The sequence below is a fragment of the Microbacterium schleiferi genome (assembly GCF_020781975.1).
In the GTDB taxonomy this organism is placed as follows: Bacteria; Actinomycetota; Actinomycetes; order Actinomycetales; family Microbacteriaceae; genus Microbacterium.
Window position 1 is genome coordinate 255,663 of the sequence record NZ_JAJGNI010000003.1, and the last position, 17,376, is coordinate 273,038.

The window sequence follows — 17,376 nt, forward strand, 5'->3', positions numbered from 1 at the left end:
AGACCTCTTGGAAGGTCCTGAAATCACCGCCGCTGAAGCCGTTCTCGACAACGGCCGCTTTGGCACCCGCACCGTCCGCTTCGAGACCGGACGCCTGGCCCAGCAGGCTCAGGGCGCTGTTGCCGCGTACCTCGACGAAGAAACCATGCTGCTCTCGGCGACGAGCGCCGGAAAGCACCCTCGCGAGGGCTTCGACTTCTTCCCCCTGACGGTGGATGTCGAAGAGCGCTCCTACGCCGCCGGAAAGATCCCCGGTTCGTTTTTCCGTCGTGAGGGTCGCCCCTCGACCGAGGCGATCCTGGTCTGCCGTCTGATCGACCGTCCGCTGCGCCCCTCGTTCGTCTCGGGGCTGCGCAACGAGGTGCAGATCGTTGTCACGGTGCTCTCGATCGCGCCGGGTGAGTTCTACGACGCGCTCGCGATCAACGCAGCGTCCCTGTCGACCCAGATCTCGGGCCTGCCGTTCTCGGGTCCGATCGCCGGTGTGCGCCTCGCGCTCATCCCCGGCCACGGCGAGCACGCCGACCAGTGGGTAGCGTTCCCCAAGGCCGAGCAGCTCGAGGATGCGGTCTTCGACCTGATCGTCGCCGGGCGGGTCCTGCCCGACGGTGACGTCGCGATCATGATGGTCGAGGCTGAGGCAACCGAAGGTAGCTGGAACCTCATCAAGGGCGGCGCCACCAAGCCCAGCGAAGAGATCGTCGCGCAGGGCCTGGAGGCCTCCAAGCCCTTCATCAAGGAGCTCGTGGCCGCGCAGAACGTCGTCGCGAACACCGCCGCGAAGGAGATCCAGCCCTACCCGGTCTTCCCCGCGTACGCCGACGAGACCTACGACTTCGTCGCCGGTCGCGCTTACGACAAGCTCGTCCCGATCTACCAGATCGCCGACAAGGTCGAGCGTCAGAACTCCGACGATGAGCTCAAGGATGCCGTCAAGGCAGAGCTCGTCGCCGCCGTTGAAGCCGGTGAGCTGCCCGAAACGGCTCTGGGTGAATTCTCGGCAGCGTACAAGTCGGTGACGAAGAAGATCGTTCGTGGTCGCATCCTCACCGACGGTGTCCGCATCGACGGCCGTGGGCTTGCCGACATCCGTCCGCTGGATGCCGAGGTCCAGGTGATCCCGCGTGTGCACGGTTCAGCGATCTTCCAGCGCGGTGAGACCCAGATCCTGGGCGTCACGACGCTGAACATGCTCAAGATGGAGCAGCAGATCGACTCGCTCTCGCCCACGACGAGCAAGCGGTACATGCACCACTACAACTTCCCGCCGTACTCGACCGGTGAGACCGGTCGCGTGGGAAGCCCGAAGCGCCGCGAGATCGGCCACGGGTTCTTGGCCGAGCGTGCGCTCGTGCCGGTGCTGCCCCCGCGCGAGGAGTTCCCCTACGCGATCCGTCAGGTGTCCGAGGCGCTCGGCTCCAACGGATCGACCTCGATGGGCTCGGTGTGTGCCTCGACGCTGTCGCTGCTGAACGCGGGTGTGCCGCTTCGCGCGCCCGTCGCCGGTATTGCGATGGGCCTCGTCTCGGACGAGGTCGACGGTCAGACCCGCTACGCGGCGCTCACCGACATCCTCGGTGCAGAAGACGCTCTGGGCGACATGGACTTCAAGGTCGCCGGCACGAGCGAGTTCGTCACCGCTATCCAGCTCGACACGAAGCTCGACGGCATCCCGTCGTCGGTGCTCTCGGCTGCGCTCACGCAGGCCAAGGAAGCGCGCCTGACGATCCTGAACGTCATCAACGCCGCTATCGACGGCCCCGATGAAATGGCTCCGACGGCGCCGCGCGTGATCAGCGTGCAGATCCCCGTCGACAAGATCGGTGAGCTGATCGGGCCCAAGGGCAAGACGATCAACGCCATCCAGGATGCGACCGGCGCCGACATCTCCATCGAAGAGGACGGCACCGTGTACATCGGCGCGACCGACGGTCCGTCGGCCGAGGCGGCCCGCGCCCAGGTCAACGCGATCGCCAACCCCACCAACCCGGAGGTCGGCGAGCAGTTCCTCGGAACCGTCGTCAAGATCGCGACGTTCGGGGCGTTCGTCTCGCTGCTTCCGGGCAAGGACGGCCTGCTCCACATCAGCGAGGTCCGCAAGCTCGCCGGTGGCAAGCGTGTCGAAAACGTCGACGATGTCCTGTCGGTCGGGCAGAAGCTCCTGGTCAAAATCACCAAGATCGACGACCGCGGCAAGCTCTCCCTTGAGCCCGTGATCGACGAGCCCGCCGATCAGGAGGGCCGTGCCGCAGCAAACGAGGGTCCCGAGGCTCCCGCGGAAGGCTGATACCCGTTGTCGAGAACGCCCGTCCCTCCGGGGGCGGGCGTTCTCGCGTTCGGCGTGATCGAAGCGTTATGTAATATTCACGCCTGTGTTGCCTGGCGTCGCCGCGCCACCGCCGGTACGCCGTAACCTCGAAACACGCGCCGGGGAGCGCGTCGGCATCCGTCACTCACCACCACGGATACCGTGAAGGGGGTGAGGGAATGGCTGCTTTTGGCCTCGGTGCCGCGGCAACGGCAGGAGCCGGAGCGGTGAACCCCGCCCACCCGTCAGCCCCAATCCCCGTCCTCGGGCAGCCGCTCGGCTCGAGCGTGCGCGTCGACCTCGGCGAGACGGGCATGTCGGTCTTCCCCCTCATTCTTGGCGGCGGTGAGTTTGGCTGGACGGTTGACGCGGCTACGAGCCACGAGATCCTCGACACGTACGTTCGGGCAGGCGGCAACGCCATTCACACTGCCGATAGCTTCTCGGGCGGGCGCAGCGAGCACATCATCGGCCGATGGATGGCAGACCGCGGCATCCGGGATGACATCGTTCTCGCCGTTCGCGTCGGCGCCCATCCCGACCACCCGGGACTCGGGCCGGTAGATCTCGTGCGCGCTGCAGAGGCTTCGCTCACGCGGCTCGGCACCGACCGCATCGACGTTCTGTACCTTGACGCTCGTGCTGACACGACCACCGCGGTCGAAGAGACACTCGCCACCGCGGAGTGGCTCATCAGCGCGGGTAAGGTGCGCGCGATTGGAGCGATCGGCTATCAGGCTGCGCAGCTCGTGGAGGCGCGCATCCTGTGCTCGGCGGGTTATCCGCGCATCTCGGTGCTGGATGTTCCCTTCAACGTGTTGCGGCGGCATGAGTTCGACGGCGACCTGCGTCTGGTGGCCAACGCCCAGTCGATGGCGGTGACACCCTCGCACGCCCTCGAGCACGGGTTCCTCTCGGGGTTGCACCGCGACCGCATGAACGGACCGCTGTCGGTTCGCGCGAAGCAGATCACCGCGAACGTCAACCGCCGCGGTACACGCACCCTGAAGGCCCTGGACGCAATCGCGGCGGAACTGGGTGTCACGAACGCCTCGGTAGCCGTGGCCTGGCTTCTTGCGCAGCGCATCATCACGGCGCCGATCATCAACGCGTTCGCCCCGCATCAGGTCGACGAGCTCGTCCAGGGCGTGGGCGTGCGACTCACCCGCGCCCAGCTGGCAGATATCGCCCGCGCGGCAGACTGAGACACCCCGCCTCGGGGCCGAGAGGTTAGGGTAGGACTGTTCCGAGCACGTCGAGGAAGCGGCCCCGTGACCCACTACATCTACCTCGTTCGCCACGGTGAACATCTGGATGCCGAGCATGGCCTGATCGACGGACCCCTCTCGCCGCGCGGCAAGCGCCAAGCAGCGCTCCTGGCCGACCGCCTCTCGGGAATCCCCTTCAACGCGCTGTGGCATTCCCCGCTCGACCGTGCCGCCGAGACGGCGCGGGCGATCGCGGAGCGGATGCCGGCGCTGACCCCGACGCCCTCCGCTCTGCTGTTCGACTGCGTTCCCACCGGCATGGTCGAGGAGACCCCCGCCGTGTTCGAGCCGTTCTTCGGAGCTGTCACCGAGGAAGAGATCGAGGCCGGCCGTGCGCAGATGGCCGACGCCGTCAATGCGTTCCTGGTGCGTAAATCCGGCGAAGTCCATGAACTGCTCGTGACGCATAACTTCGTCATCGGGTGGTTCGTCCGCGAGGTCCTGCAGGCTCCCGAGTGGAAGTGGATGACGCTGAATCAGGCCAATTGCGGTCTGACGGTGCTCGCGCAAAAGCAGGGAAGGCCGTGGACCCTGCTGTCGCACAACGACCTCGCGCACCTGCCGGTCGAAGACCGCACGGGGCTTCCCGAGGCCTACGCGTTCTGAGCTACGCCGAGACTGCCGGCTGCCGCGGATAGGCTGGAGCCCATGACCACACGCGTCGCCATCGTCGGTGCCACGGGAAAGCTCGGCGGAATCATCCGCGACGTCGTTGCTGCTGAGCCCGGATTCGAGGTCCACTCCGAGCTCGATTCGCGCTCAGCGATGTCAGCGCTCGATGGCGCCGACCTCGTCGTGGATGCGACAACTCCCGCGGTGTCGATCGACATCGTCAAGGCCGCAGCCGAGCGGGGCGTCGACATCATCGTCGGGACTTCGGGGTGGTCGGCCGAACGCATCGCGCGGGTGCGGCCCGAAATCGAACAGGCCGGGATCCGGGCGGTGTTCATCCCGAATTTCTCGCTCGGATCAGTGATCGGCTCGGCGCTGTCTGCTGCTGCGGCCCCCTTCTTCTCGTCGATCGAGATCATCGAAGCCCACCGTGAGACCAAGATCGACTCGCCGTCGGGTACGGCGGTGCGCACCGCCGAACTGATCGCTGCGGCCCGTGCGGATGCCGGTCCCGTCGCCGCCCCCCATGTCGACCAGCGGGCGCGAGGGCAGCAGGTTGCGAGCGTTCCCATCCATTCCCTCCGGAGGCCCGGAGTGGTCGCGAGCCAGAGCGTCCTGCTTTCGGGACCGGGGGAGACGCTCACCCTCACCCACGACACCATCGACCCTGCAGCCGCCTACGCGCCAGGCATCCGCCTCGTGCTCGGAGCAGTCTCGCGGCGCGTCGCCGGAGTCGAACCCGGCCGAGTCCTGATCGGGCTTGACGCTTTCCTCGACATCGGGGTTCGCCTACCGGCGTTCGTCGACCAGCCGCCCGTGGATGAGGGCGGCGTGCCGGGGCAGGTAGCCCGCGCCACCGGCGCATGAGTTCGCGCATCGCCGTCGCGGTGATGGCTGCGCTCCTGCTGCTGTACATCGCCCTGGTAGCCCAGCGGGCGTGGCTGCTGCTGGTCAGCGGGGACCCGGTCGGGGTGGCGATGGGAGCGGTGCTGGTGGTGCTGCCGGTCATCGCGATCTGGGCGCTTGCGCGGGAGCTGTGGTTCGGTGTGCGGGCCGAGCAACTCGGTCGGCGCCTCGAGGCCGAGGGTGAGCTGCCTGATGATCTCGTCGCGGTGCGCCCGAGCGGGCGCGTCGTGCGCGAGGACGGGGATGCGCTTTTCCCCCGTTTCAAAGCGGATGTCGAAAGCGCACCCGACGACTGGCGGGCCTGGTATCGGCTCGGGATCGTCTATGACGCGGCTGGCGACCGACGTCGCGCACGGGCCGCAGTGCGAACCGCAATCCGGCTCGAGCGCGGGCGGGGTCAGCAGAGCTGACCGATAACCGTCAGCTCTGGCCGACCGCCGCCCGAACGGCGTCCTCCGCGCTCTCGTGCGTCCACGAGAAGCCGGAGGCGGCGAGCACCTCGGGGATCACGTAGGCGTCCGTGGTCAAGAGCGACTCGGTCGGGTCTGACCCCAGTACAAGCTTCAGGCCCCACTCCGGGGCGCGCAGCAGGTACGGTCGGTTCAGCTCTCGCGCCAGGGCGAAGCCGATGTCGTTCGCGGTGGCTCGGGTCGGGCCGCACAGGTTCACGGGCCCCGTCGTGCCGGTGTCGATGACGTGCCGGATCGCTCGGACCTCGTCATCCAGCGAGATCCACGGCCACACTTGCGTGCCTCGCCCCAGCGGCCCGCTGAGCCCGAGCTTCGTGAGCAGGATCAGGGGTTTGAGCACACCATCACGGTGAATGATCGGCGCTGTTCGCAGCGTCGTGACGCGCGCATTGTCGCCGGCGCCGTACGCGGCGCTTTCCCACTCGCCGCACAGATCAGCGAGGAATCCGTCGCCGCGGGGGGCGTCCTCGGCGATCGGGCCACCGGGATGCGTGCCGTAGTAGCCGACGGCGGATGCCGACACGAAGTGCGGTGCGCTCTCGCCCAACTCCCGTACGGCGCGTGCCACGGCGCGGGTCGGCGTGACGCGCGACCACAGCAGCGTGTGCTTGTACGACGACGTCCAGGGGAATCGGCCGATGCTCGCTCCGTTCAACCCGATGACCGCGTCAGCGCCGTCCAGCACTGCCGGGTCGAGCACGTCGGAGTCGACGAGCCACGGCACCTCGTCAGCACCCGCGTCGCGCGTGCGGACGAGGGTCGTCACGCGGACGCCGTCGGCCCGCAGACTCGCGGCGAGCGTCCGGCCGATGAGGCCGGACGCTCCACCGATGACGACGTGTCGCGGAGCCGACTCAGGCAAGCGTCGCCTCGAGGGTGATTTCAATTCCCGCCAGAGCTGCCGAGACCGGGCATCCGGACTTCGCGGCGTTCGCGATGCGATCGAAGTCTTCCTGGGAAAGGCCCGGGACCGACGCGTGCACGTTGAGGTGGCTTCCGGTGATGCCGGTGCCGGGAATGAAAGTGACAGCTGCCGAGCAGCGCACTGACTCGGGGGGCGTGCCGTTCTGGGTGAGCTCGTGCGAGAACGCCATGCTGAAGCAGGACGCGTGGGCTGCCGCAATGAGTTCTTCGGGTGTGGTGACTGTCGAGGACCCTTCGCTGCGGGCCTTCCAGTTGACATCGAAAGTGCCGAGGTGCGAACTGTCGAACGTCACTGTTCCCGATCCATCGGTCAGGCTGCCGTTCCAGACGGTGGTGGCTTCGCTCGTCACGGACATGGGGACCTCCCTGGTCGTCATGCACCCGGAGTGGGCGCTTCCGCGGTCAGCCTAACGGCGTTTCGCGGGGGAGGGCAGGCTCCTGACCAAACCCGCGCCGCCGGCCGGATATCCGGCTTAGGCGGCGCTGGGGTTGCGTCGACCGAGTACCCCGGCGCGCTGCAGCACGAGGTACAGCTGGCATCCCAGGCACAGCCCGAACACGGCGTTGAGGAACGCCGCGACGAATGCTGCAGCGGCAGCTGCCGGGACTCCCCACGGCACGCCGACGACGAACAGCAGGATGCCGATAGCGGCGACGAACAGACCGACCCCCTGCGCGAAGCGCGGCGGGCGCGGGTCTTCAAGCTCGCTGGGCGGCGCCAGGCGGGGCTGGATGAGGCCGCGATAAAGAGCGCCCCACGGAGCCGTGCGCGGCGACACGACCCCCCACAGGAATAGCAGGGCGATCGCGACCAGCAGCACGAAGGCTGCGACGGTGGCGCCGGTCAGCCCGAGGAACACGTCGACGAGCAGCAGGACGGATGTGATCGCGGCGGCGAACCGCGGACCCCGAGGGTCGATACCGCGGGCTTTGTCAGGCATGGGCGCTCTCCGTCGTCAGTCGCTGAAGCTCGAGCTCGAGCACGTGGCGGTTCGGCACGCCGCCGAACCGGGTCTGGACTGCGCCGTCACGGTCGAGCACGAGGGTTGTCGGGGTCTGCAGCACGTTGAAGTGGCGCGCGATATCGGGGCGATGAGTGAGGTCGACATCCAGGTGAAGAACCCCGGGACGCGAGGCGGCGATTTCGCCGAGCGTCCGGTGAACGCCGGGGCATCGGCTGCACATCTCCGTGCTGAACTGCAGCAGGGTTGCAGCGTCCCCGAGCCGGTCGGCACCGAGACGGGACGGCTCGACGATCTCATGGTTGACATCACGCCGCAGGCGCCCCTGTCGGCTGCGCAGCAGGATGCCGATCACGGCGGTGACCGCGACCAGAGCGGCGATGCCGAGAAGAGCAGAGAGGGGTTCCACGGCATCCCACACTAAGCGACCGGAAGGCGGGAGGGGCGCGCGTGACGGACTGTGACACTGTGCTGGAGCACCCAGATCGCAAGAGGCAGGACGCGCCCGGCGCGCAGCGTGCCACGCGGGCTTGCGCGAGTAGGGTGTGAGCCGTGACCGACATCGAGTTTCGCAGCGACGTGACAGTCGAGCTTGTCCGAGCCAGTGCAGCAGATTCCGACGTTCTCTTCGCGGCGCGCGTGTCGACGCTCGGCGAACAGACCCTCGGCGACGCAGCAGCCGGGGTGGAGGCATCCGACCGGGATCGGGGGCTCATCAACTATCTGATGCGTGACCGGCACGGTTCCCCGTTCGAGCACAACTCGATGACCTTCTATGTGCAGGCGCCGATCTTCGTCTTCCGCGAGTTCATGCGGCACCGGATCGCCTCCTACAACGAGGAATCCGGTCGCTACCGCGAACTGCGGCCGGTGTTCTACGTGCCGGCTCCCGAGCGAAAGCTCGTTCAGGTCGGAAAGCCCGGTGCATACGACTTCATCGACGGCACCCCCGAGCAGACCGAGATCGTCGATGAGGCGACGCGGGAGGCATCCGCGCACGCGTTCGCGGCGTATCAACGGATGCTGGATGCCGGCGTTGCCCGCGAGGTTGCGCGCATCGTGCTGCCGCTGAACACCTACTCGTCGATGTACGTCACGATGAACGCCCGGTCGCTCATGAACTTCCTGTCGCTGCGGACGAAGGTCGAAGGTTCCCACTTCCCGTCGTTCCCGCAGCGGGAGATCGAGATGTGCGCCGAGAAGATGGAAGACCTGTGGGCGACCCTCATGCCGATGACACACTCGGCGTTCGCGGCGAACGGCCGCGTGGCTCCGTGACGCCGATGACCTGCTCCGAGATCGGCTGAGCGCAATGCCGAAGACCGTTCTGGTCACCGGGGCAAGCTCGGGCCTCGGCGCGCAGTACGCCCGCCGCCTCGCAGCGCGGGGAGCGGATGTCGTGCTCGTGGGTCGGGACGGGGCAGCCTTGGATGCCGTCGCCACAGAGATCCGCGATCGCTGCCGCGTTCAGGCCGAGGTCCTCGTCGCCGACCTGACGAAACCGCGCCAGCGGGCGAAGGTCGAGGCCCGGCTGACAGATCCCGAGCGCCCCATCGAGGTTCTGGTCAACAACGCCGGCTTCGGCCTTCCCCTCGCGTTCGAACGTAACGACATCGAGGACGAAGCCCGTCACCTCGCGCTGCATGTCGAGGCACCGATGCGGCTCATGCACGCAGCCCTCGGCCCCATGCTCAGCCGCGGTCACGGACGCGTCATCAACGTCGCGTCGGTTGCCGCGTACACGCCGCGATCGACCTACGGCGCTGTCAAGCGGTGGGTCGTCGAGTTCTCGCGCTGGGCCAATGCCGCCTACTCGCCCTCGGGGGTGACGGTGACCGCGGTCTGCCCTGGCTTCACCCACACGAACTTCCACGAACGGATGGGGCTGGCGCCAGGCCGCGAGGGCGTGGCCGACTGGCTGTGGCTCGACGCTGAGGTCGTCGTCGAGCAATCCCTGCGCGATGCAGCGCGCGGCCGGGCACTCTCGATCCCGTCCCTGAAGTGGAAGCTGATCACCGCCGTCGCGCGCCTGCTGCCGGCATCCGTCGCTGCAGCCGCGGGCAGCCGCGGTCGGTGAGTCCCGTCAGCTCACGCGCCCGAGGTGGATGGCGGCGAACATCAGCGCCGCGATTGTCTCGCCGTCGGTGATCTGGCGGTCGCGAATCATCCCGAGCACCTCAGGAAACGGAACCCACGACACCTCGTCGATGCCCTCCTCGTGGCGGTCTGTCGCATGGGCACCGGGAACGGGCTCCAGGCCGGTCGCCAGAAACACGTGCTCGGGGGCGTCGGCGATGCCGTTGAGGGCATACATGAAGCCGATCTCGGTGAGCTCGCCAGCCCGCAGGCCGGTTTCCTCGCGGAGTTCTCGCTCGGCAGCCTCGCGGGGGGACTCCCCATCGGTGCCCCCGGCGGGGACCTCGATCGATCTCGTGCCGGTGGGGTAGCGCTCCAGGGCGACCAGGCACACCCGGTCGTGCGTATCGACGGCTACGACGAACACAGCGGGATGCTGCATCCGGACGACGCCGTAGATCCCCGCGCCGGCAGGACCGCTGACGCCGTCCTCCCGAACCGCGATCCAGCGGTTCTCATAGACCGATCTCGAGGATTCCGTGCGCCACGACATGCCACCAGGCTAGAGTCCCGCAGGTGCCGGTCGCGGTGACCCCGGATGCCGAACCGATAGCCTGAACCCATGACGCACTCGACAAACCCGTTCGGGCAGGTGCTCGTCGCGCTGGTCACTCCCATGACCGCCGACGGCGAAGTCGACTGGCCGGCCGTCGAGAAGCACATCGACGATGTGATCGGCGCAGGGGCCGACGGCATCGTGGTGACCGGAACGACGGGGGAGACCTCGACCCTGACCGATGCCGAGAAGATCCGCCTCGTCGAGGTCGGCAAAGACGTCGCAGCCGGACGGGCGAAGATCATCACCGGCGGTGGCTCCAACGAGACAGCCCACGCGATCGAGCTGTACAAGGCCAGCGAGAAGGTCGGTGCCGACGGCATCATGATCGTCACGCCCTACTACAACAAGCCCACCCAGGCCGGCATCCTGACCCACTTCCGCCTCGTCGCCGACGCCACGGATCTGCCCGTCATCCTCTACGACATCCCGGGCCGCACGGGCGTGCCCATCCGGTACGAGACCATCCTGCGGCTGGCCAAGCACCCGAACATCCTCGCGATCAAAGACGCCAAGGGCGATTTCAGCGAGGTGAGCCGCGTGCTCAACCAGACCGACCTGCTGTACTTCTCCGGCGATGACGCCAACGTGCTGCCGCATCTGTCGATCGGAGCATCCGGCCTGATCGGCGTCACGGCCAACATCGCCGCGCAGCCCTACCGGGAGATCGTCAACGCCGTGAACGCGGGAGACCTCACCGCTGCCACTGCCGCCCACCGCAAGCTCGAACCGCTCGTGCGCGCCGTCATGACGCACGTTCCCGGCACCGTCTCGGCCAAGTACATCCTCCACGGGCTCGGCCGGATCACCAGCCCTCGCGTGCGGCTGCCGCTCGTGGGCCCGGAGGAGTGGGAAGCCGCCAAGATCGAGGATGAACTGGCCCTCGTGTCGGGCGTTCCCGGTGCCGATTTCTCGAACTTCCGCCCCGACCGCAACGCTGCCGCCGGCGGTGCCCTGCCCAAGGTCTCGGGCACCACGCGCTGATCCCCAGCGCCGATAGGAGTCGCATGTCCAACGCTGTTCTCGCCCCACCCCCGCTCGAATCGGGGACGCTGCGCGTCATCCCGCTCGGGGGCCTCGGCGAGGTCGGCCGCAACATGACGATCTTCGAGCTCGACGGCAAGATCCTGGTCGTGGACTGCGGGGTGCTCTTCCCTGAGGAGCATCAGCCAGGAGTGGACCTCATCCTTCCCGACTTCGAGCCCCTCAAGGAGCGCCTGGACGACATCGTCGGGGTCGTGCTCACGCACGGTCACGAAGACCACATCGGCGCGGTTCCGTACCTGCTAAAACTCAAGGGCGACCTTCCCTTGATCGGCTCGGGCCTGACCCTCGCGCTCACCGAAGCAAAGCTCAAGGAACACCGGCTGCGCCCCTACACCCTCACGGTGAAGGAGGGCCAGGTCGAACGGCTCGGCCCGTTCGAGCTCGAGTTCGTCGCGGTCAACCACTCGATTCCCGACGCGCTCGCGGTAGCCATCCGCACCCACGCCGGCACGGTGCTGGCCACCGGCGACTTCAAGATGGACCAGCTCCCGCTGGATGGGCGCCTGACCGACCTTCGAGCGTTCTCGCGCCTGGGCGAAGCCGGTGTCGACCTCTTCCTCGTCGACTCCACCAACGCCGACGTCCCCGGATTCACACCCCTCGAGAAGGAGATCGGCCCGGTCCTCGACCAGGTCATCGGCAAAGCGCCGCGCCGGGTCATCGTCGCGAGTTTCTCCAGCCACGTCCATCGCGTTCAGCAGGTGATGGATGCCGCTGCCGCCCACGGACGCCGCTTGGCGCTGCTCGGCCGCAGCATGGTGCGCAATATGACGATCGCCGAAGACCTCGGCTATCTGAACGTGCCGGACGGCCTTCTCATCGACTACAAGAAGGCCCGCAACCTTCCGGACGATCAGATCGTCTACATGTCGACCGGATCGCAGGGCGAGCCGATGGCGGTGCTCTCGCGCATGGCCAACCTCGACCACGAGATCGAGCCGGGTCCGGGCGACACCGTCATCCTCGCCTCGAGCCTGATCCCCGGCAACGAGAACGCCGTCTACCGCGTCATTGACGGGCTCACCAAGCTCGGTGCCAATGTCGTGCACAAGGCCAACGCCAAGGTCCACGTGTCGGGCCACGCTGCCGCCGGCGAGCTGCTCTACTGCTACAACATCCTCAAGCCCCGAAACGTGCTCCCCGTCCACGGCGAGTACCGGCACCTGATGGCCAACGCCCAGCTGGCGCAGCAGACCGGCGTTCCCGCCGAGAATACGATCGTCGCCGAGAACGGGTCTGTCATCGATCTCCGCGACGGTGTCGCGCGCAACGTCGGTCAGCTCGATCTCGGGTTCGTCTACGTCGACGGGTCGAGCGTCGGTGAGATCACGGATGCCGACCTCAAGGACCGTCGCATCCTTGGCGAAGAGGGCTTCATTTCGGTGATCGTCGTCGTGGATGCCGCAACCGGCCGCATCATCTCCGGTCCCGAGGTCCACGCCCGAGGTTTCGCGGAGGACGCTGCAGTGTTCGAGAGCGTGAAGCCCAAGATCGCTGCGGCACTCGCGGAGGCAGCGCAGTCCGGTGTGCGCGACAATCACGCGCTCTCGCAGGTCGTGCGTCGCACGATCGGCCGCTGGGTGAATCAGTCCCTGCGGCGCCGGCCGATGATCGTGCCGCTGGTCATCGAGGCCTGAGCTTCCAGCGCCGCTGGTCGGCGGATGCGCGACCTGTCGCGCTCGCTACAATCACGGCATGCCCGCCACCTTCAGCATCCGCCCCGCGACGGCTGCCGATGGCGCGTTCCTGGGTGACATGGTCGTCGAGGCAGCCAACTGGTCGCCGGGACGCTCTCGTCCGCGATACGAGGTGCTGACTGCCCCCGAGCACGGCAGGTATGTCTCGGGCTGGATGCGTCCCGGGGACGCCGGGTTCGTCGCGTCGGATCCGCAGGGGGAGCCCATCGGGGCGGCGTGGTATCGGATGTTCCCGCGATCCGACCCCGGATTCGGCTACGTCGGCACTGGTGTTCCCGAGCTGATCATCGGGGTGCGGCCCATCTGGCGGGCACACGGGGTCGGCCGCGCGCTTCTGCGCGCCCTGTCCGACAACGCTCGCGCCGCCGGGTTCGCGCGTCTGAGCCTGAGCGTCGAGCGGGGCAACTTCGCCGCGGTCTTCTACCGCACCGAGGGCTTCGCGGTAGTCCAGAGCGGTTTCGGTCGCGACACCATGGTCAAGCGCCTGCGCTGACGGATCGTCGAGACTGCATCGTGCCCGCGAGGGCGCGTGAGGCGCGCACTGGCTCGCGGGCACACTGCAGTTTCGCGGCGGACGCATCGGGCGGATGCCGACAGGCCGCGTCGTTCCGCGGATTTGTCGGTGGTCGCACCTACCGTGGAGGTCATGCCGAGGAGTAGCACCAAGACCTCGACCTCTGGTCGTGCGCCCGCGAAGGGCTCGCGTTCGCGCGCGTCAGCGCCGGCGCCCAAGCGGTACGTCGGCGACGAAGAGCGCCCCGCACTGATCGTGCGGATGTGGCTGGGCCTGGCTCACGCGACCGGCGGCGTGTTCCGCGCGTTCGGTCCCGAGACCCTCGAGAAAGACCAGCGGCGCGACGGATTCCCCTTCTTCTTGGTGCTGCTCGCGATCGCCGGCGCAGTAGTGGAGTGGTTCTTCATCGGGTCGGAGGTCGGCGAGACGATCTCGGCCTACTCGGTCGGCGCGCTTGTCGGACGCGTCGCGTTCGTGCTGCCGGTGCTGCTGGTGATCCTCGCGGGCTGGCTGTTTCGTCATCCGGCATCCGTCCACGACAACGGCAGGATCGGGATCGGCTTCGGTCTCATCATCCTGGTCATCGCGGCTTTCGCCCATGTCTACGGCGGCCGCCCGCAGCCGCGCGACGGCCTCCCGGCACTGAGTGCGGCAGGCGGCGTCTTCGGCTGGATGCTGGGCGAGCCGCTCGCGCTGGGATTGACCTTGATCGGCGCCGGCATCGTGCTGGCCCTGCTCGGCATCCTCAGCATCCTGATCCTCACCAAGACGCCGCCCAACCGCATCGGCAGGCGCCTGGGCGACCTCTATGCCTGGATGTTCGGCGCGGAGCGCGCGACGCGACCCGCCGAGTCGGCCGACACTGACGAGACAGAGTCTGGCGAACGCACGTCCTTGCCCTGGTGGCGCCGTAACAGCTCGGGACGCGAGCAGGATGCCGACGGCGGTCAGTCGACCGAGGACTTCCTCACCGAACTCCTGCCGCCGGGCCCTCCCGAGGGAGGCTTCGATCAGGCCTTCGCGGCAGTTGCATCGGATGCGCCGGCACCGGATGCCCTCACCGAGGTCATCGATCCCGCCGTCCTCGACGGCGCGAAGAAGGCGGTCAGCGGATCGCACACGGGGCTCCAGGACGACGATGCCGACGACGAGGATGCCGCCCTCCCCGGCGTGATCGGCATTGGCAGCGATGCCCCCCGGTCTGCTCCGACCGCGCCCTACCGACTCCCGTCGGTCAACAACCTCTCGGCGGGGACTCCCGCGAAGTCGCGCTCGGAGGCCAACGACGCGGTCGTCCGGGCGATCACAAGCGTCTTCGAGGAATTCTCGATCAACGCACGGGTGACCGGGTTCTCGCGCGGGCCGACAGTCACGCAGTACGAGATCGAGCTCGGCCCCGGTGTGAAGGTCGAGCGCATCACGGCGCTCACGAACAACATCGCTTACGCCGTCGCCTCCAACGAGGTGCGCATCCTCGCGCCGATCCCCGGCAAGAGCGCGATCGGTGTCGAGATCCCCAACACCGATCGAGAGATCGTCACGCTCGGTGACGTCCTGCGCTCGGCGGCTGCCACTCAGTCCACGCATCCGATGACGATCGGCGTGGGCAAGGACGTCGGTGGCGGCTTCGTTGTGGCGAACCTCGCGAAGATGCCCCACCTACTCGTCGCCGGTTCGACCGGCTCGGGTAAGTCGAGCTTCGTGAACTCGATGATCACGAGCCTGCTGATGCGCGCCAAGCCCTCCGAGGTGCGGATGGTGCTGATCGACCCCAAGCGCGTCGAGTTGACTTCCTATGCTGGCGTGCCGCACCTGATCACCCCCATCATCACGAACCCCAAGAAGGCGGCGGAAGCCCTCCAGTGGGTCGTGAAAGAGATGGACATGCGCTACGACGACCTCGCGTCGTTCGGGTTCCGCCACATCGACGATTTCAACCGTGCGGTCGTCGCTGGCGAGGTGAAGCTGCCGCCCGGCAGTGAACGGGTCCTCAAGCCCTACCCCTACCTCTTGGTCGTGGTTGACGAGCTCGCCGACCTCATGATGGTCGCCCCACGCGATGTCGAAGACTCGATCGTGCGCATCACACAGCTGGCGCGAGCGAGCGGCATCCATCTGGTACTGGCGACACAGCGACCCTCGGTCGACGTCGTGACGGGCCTCATCAAGGCCAACGTCCCCTCGCGTCTCGCTTTCGCGGTGACCAGCGTCACCGACTCCCGCGTCATCCTGGATCAGCCCGGCGCCGACCGTCTGATCGGCCAGGGCGATGCGCTGTTCCTGCCGATGGGGGCCTCGAAGACCCTGCGCGTGCAGGGTGCGTGGGTGAGCGAATCCGAGATCGAGAAAGTCGTCGCGCACGTGACGGGGCAGGCCCGCCCCGAGTATCGATCGGACGTGCAGGCGGCTGCCGAGAAGAAAGAGGTGGATGCCGACATCGGTGACGACCTTGAACTGCTGCTGGCTGCAGCAGAACTCGTCGTCTCGACGCAGTTCGGTTCGACCTCGATGCTCCAGCGCAAGCTCCGCGTCGGCTTCGCGAAGGCGGGGCGGCTCATGGACCTCCTCGAATCACGCGAGATCGTCGGTCCGTCTGAGGGGTCGAAGGCGCGCGATGTGCTGGTGACAGCGGAGCAGCTGCCCGACGTGCTCGCTCGTCTTCGCGGTGAAGATTCGCCGGGTGCGGCATCCGAGGACCCGTACGGTCCGGATGCCGTGGACAGCCAGTTCGCAGGGTACGAGGTCGTCGACGGCGACGACGGCAGCGAAGATGCCTGGGGGCTGACAGGGCGCGACTGACCGGTCTCGTCCCGCGGTAGGCGGGGCCTCTCGCAGTAGGCTCGGCCCATGGCGATTCCGCGGCAGCTTCCCAACGCGATCACGATCGTGCGCATCCTCATGGCGCCGATCTTCCTGTGGATGCTGCTCGCCGACGGGGGATCGGACGGTGCACTCCGATGGTGGGCGGCGGTGATCTTCATCGTCGCCATCGCCACCGACGGGATCGACGGGTATCTCGCCCGCAAGTACGAGATCGTCACCGACCTCGGCAAGCTCCTGGATCCGATCGCCGACAAGGTGCTCACCGGGTTCGCGTTCATCGGTCTCTCGATCCTCGGCGAGTTGCCGTGGTGGATAACGATCGTGGTCCTGATCCGCGAGGTCGGAATCACGATCTATCGGTTCATCGTCGTCAGCGATCATGTGCTCGCTGCAGCCTGGATGGGAAAGCTCAAGACAGTGGCGCAGGCCGTTGCGCTCTCACTCGCCCTCCTGCCGCTGTGGAACCTCGTGGGCGAGTGGATCTTCTGGGTCAACGGCGTTGCCATGACCATCGCCGTCGTTCTCACGATCGCGAGTGGAATCGACTATGTCGTCACGGAGATCCGGGCAGCTCGGACTCGACGTGGTGAGGTAGCGCCGTCGGCGGAATCATGACGGGCGACGCCTCCGCGAGTGCGTCCGAGGTTCTCGCGACGCTTCGCTCCCGAGGATGGCGGCTGGGTGTTGCCGAGTCGCTGACCGGCGGCGCGCTCGCTTCGGCTCTCGTGTCGGTCCCTGGCGCTTCGGACGTTTTCCGTGGCGGCGTCGTCGCGTACGCCACCGACCTGAAGGCGAGCCTGCTCGGGGTGGAGGCCGCGCTCCTGGGCCGCGAGGGTGCGGTGCACCCTGAGGTTGCGATTCAGATGGCCCGCGGCATCCGGGTTGCTACAAAGCCAGCCGGTGTTCTCACCGAGGTCGGGGTGGCCACGACCGGCGTTGCCGGGCCTGACCCGCAAGATGACGCACCGGTTGGCCGCGTTTATGTCGCTGTGGTGACACCGGAGCGCGAGTCAGTCACCGAGCATCAGCTCGCCGGTGACCGAGCGACGATCCGCGCGGAGGCGGTCCGAGCGGCACTCGAACTGTTGCGGGTTTCGCTCTGAGAGAGCGGAGGTCGCTCGCGGGAACACCTGATGTTTCGGATGCGTTACTT

At 67.5% G+C, this 17,376-nt stretch carries 18 protein-coding genes; 13 read left to right on the forward strand and 5 right to left on the reverse strand.

Annotation, left to right across the window (positions count from 1 at the left end; all coding sequences use genetic code 11):
* Positions 1–7 precede the first annotated feature (7 nt).
* From LL236_RS05190 to LL236_RS05210, 5 genes are all read left to right on the forward strand, one after another.
* Positions 8–2,287: a polyribonucleotide nucleotidyltransferase gene (locus LL236_RS05190; protein WP_228177733.1), complete on the forward strand. Its 2,280-nt coding sequence runs from the start codon at positions 8–10 to the stop codon at positions 2,285–2,287.
* A 200-nt stretch (positions 2,288–2,487) separates the two neighbouring features.
* Positions 2,488–3,513, forward strand: a complete 1,026-nt coding sequence (locus LL236_RS05195; RefSeq protein ID WP_228177734.1) for an aldo/keto reductase — start codon at positions 2,488–2,490, stop codon at positions 3,511–3,513.
* Between the two features lie 66 nt (positions 3,514–3,579).
* On the forward strand, positions 3,580–4,182 hold the full coding sequence (locus LL236_RS05200; RefSeq protein WP_228177735.1) for a histidine phosphatase family protein: 603 nt from the start codon (positions 3,580–3,582) through the stop codon (positions 4,180–4,182).
* A 42-nt stretch (positions 4,183–4,224) separates the two neighbouring features.
* Complete coding sequence (gene dapB / locus LL236_RS05205; RefSeq protein WP_228177736.1) at positions 4,225–5,055, forward strand: 4-hydroxy-tetrahydrodipicolinate reductase; 831 nt, start codon at positions 4,225–4,227, stop codon at positions 5,053–5,055.
* Positions 5,052–5,504: a hypothetical protein gene (locus tag LL236_RS05210; RefSeq protein WP_228177737.1), complete on the forward strand. Its 453-nt coding sequence runs from the start codon at positions 5,052–5,054 to the stop codon at positions 5,502–5,504. Before dapB ends, LL236_RS05210 begins: the two co-directional genes overlap by 4 nt.
* A gap of 10 nt (positions 5,505–5,514) precedes the next feature.
* Here the strand turns inward: LL236_RS05210 and LL236_RS05215 are convergent, their stop codons facing one another.
* From LL236_RS05215 to LL236_RS05230, 4 genes are all read right to left on the reverse strand, one after another.
* Positions 5,515–6,426 (reverse strand): TIGR01777 family oxidoreductase, encoded by a 912-nt coding sequence (locus LL236_RS05215; protein ID WP_228177738.1) that lies wholly within the window; start codon positions 6,424–6,426, stop codon positions 5,515–5,517.
* Positions 6,419–6,844 (reverse strand): OsmC family peroxiredoxin, encoded by a 426-nt coding sequence (locus LL236_RS05220; RefSeq protein ID WP_228177739.1) that lies wholly within the window; start codon positions 6,842–6,844, stop codon positions 6,419–6,421. The genes LL236_RS05215 and LL236_RS05220 overlap by 8 nt, the downstream gene beginning before the upstream one ends.
* A 117-nt stretch (positions 6,845–6,961) precedes the next feature.
* Entirely contained in the window at positions 6,962–7,429 is a 468-nt protein-coding gene (locus LL236_RS05225; RefSeq protein WP_228177740.1) for a DUF4395 domain-containing protein, read from the reverse strand.
* Entirely contained in the window at positions 7,422–7,859 is a 438-nt protein-coding gene (locus tag LL236_RS05230; RefSeq protein ID WP_228177741.1) for a thioredoxin family protein, read from the reverse strand. The genes LL236_RS05225 and LL236_RS05230 overlap by 8 nt, the downstream gene beginning before the upstream one ends.
* 143 nt (positions 7,860–8,002) lie before the next feature.
* Here LL236_RS05230 and thyX point away from each other — a divergent pair, with 143 nt between their 5' ends.
* Both thyX and LL236_RS05240 read left to right on the forward strand, forming a co-directional pair.
* Entirely contained in the window at positions 8,003–8,728 is a 726-nt protein-coding gene (gene thyX, locus LL236_RS05235; RefSeq protein ID WP_228177742.1) for an FAD-dependent thymidylate synthase, read from the forward strand.
* Positions 8,729–8,762: 34 nt separating this feature from the next.
* Positions 8,763–9,527 (forward strand): SDR family NAD(P)-dependent oxidoreductase, encoded by a 765-nt coding sequence (locus tag LL236_RS05240; protein WP_228177743.1) that lies wholly within the window; start codon positions 8,763–8,765, stop codon positions 9,525–9,527.
* 6 nt (positions 9,528–9,533) lie between these two features.
* Here the strand turns inward: LL236_RS05240 and LL236_RS05245 are convergent, their stop codons facing one another.
* Entirely contained in the window at positions 9,534–10,079 is a 546-nt protein-coding gene (locus LL236_RS05245; RefSeq protein WP_228177744.1) for an NUDIX domain-containing protein, read from the reverse strand.
* A gap of 69 nt (positions 10,080–10,148) precedes the next feature.
* On the opposite strand from LL236_RS05245, the gene dapA reads away from it, so the two are divergent.
* The 6 genes from dapA to LL236_RS05275 all read left to right on the forward strand — a co-directional run bounded on the left by dapA (position 10,149) and on the right by LL236_RS05275 (position 17,326).
* Positions 10,149–11,126, forward strand: a complete 978-nt coding sequence (gene dapA / locus LL236_RS05250; RefSeq protein ID WP_228177745.1) for a 4-hydroxy-tetrahydrodipicolinate synthase — start codon at positions 10,149–10,151, stop codon at positions 11,124–11,126.
* Between the two features lie 23 nt (positions 11,127–11,149).
* Positions 11,150–12,826: a ribonuclease J gene (locus LL236_RS05255; RefSeq protein WP_228177746.1), complete on the forward strand. Its 1,677-nt coding sequence runs from the start codon at positions 11,150–11,152 to the stop codon at positions 12,824–12,826.
* A gap of 58 nt (positions 12,827–12,884) precedes the next feature.
* A complete protein-coding gene (locus tag LL236_RS05260) occupies positions 12,885–13,379 on the forward strand; it encodes a GNAT family N-acetyltransferase (protein ID WP_228177747.1) in 495 nt (164 codons plus the stop codon).
* Between the two features lie 153 nt (positions 13,380–13,532).
* Positions 13,533–16,199, forward strand: coding sequence for an FtsK/SpoIIIE family DNA translocase (locus LL236_RS05265; protein ID WP_228177748.1), 2,667 nt, complete (start codon positions 13,533–13,535; stop codon positions 16,197–16,199).
* A gap of 48 nt (positions 16,200–16,247) precedes the next feature.
* On the forward strand, positions 16,248–16,838 hold the full coding sequence (gene pgsA, locus LL236_RS05270; RefSeq protein WP_228177749.1) for a CDP-diacylglycerol--glycerol-3-phosphate 3-phosphatidyltransferase: 591 nt from the start codon (positions 16,248–16,250) through the stop codon (positions 16,836–16,838).
* Positions 16,835–17,326 carry a CinA family protein gene (locus LL236_RS05275; RefSeq protein ID WP_228177750.1) on the forward strand — a complete coding sequence of 164 codons (492 nt, stop codon included), beginning with the start codon at positions 16,835–16,837 and terminating at the stop codon, positions 17,324–17,326. Before pgsA ends, LL236_RS05275 begins: the two co-directional genes overlap by 4 nt.
* The last annotated feature ends 50 nt before the right edge of the window (positions 17,327–17,376 follow it).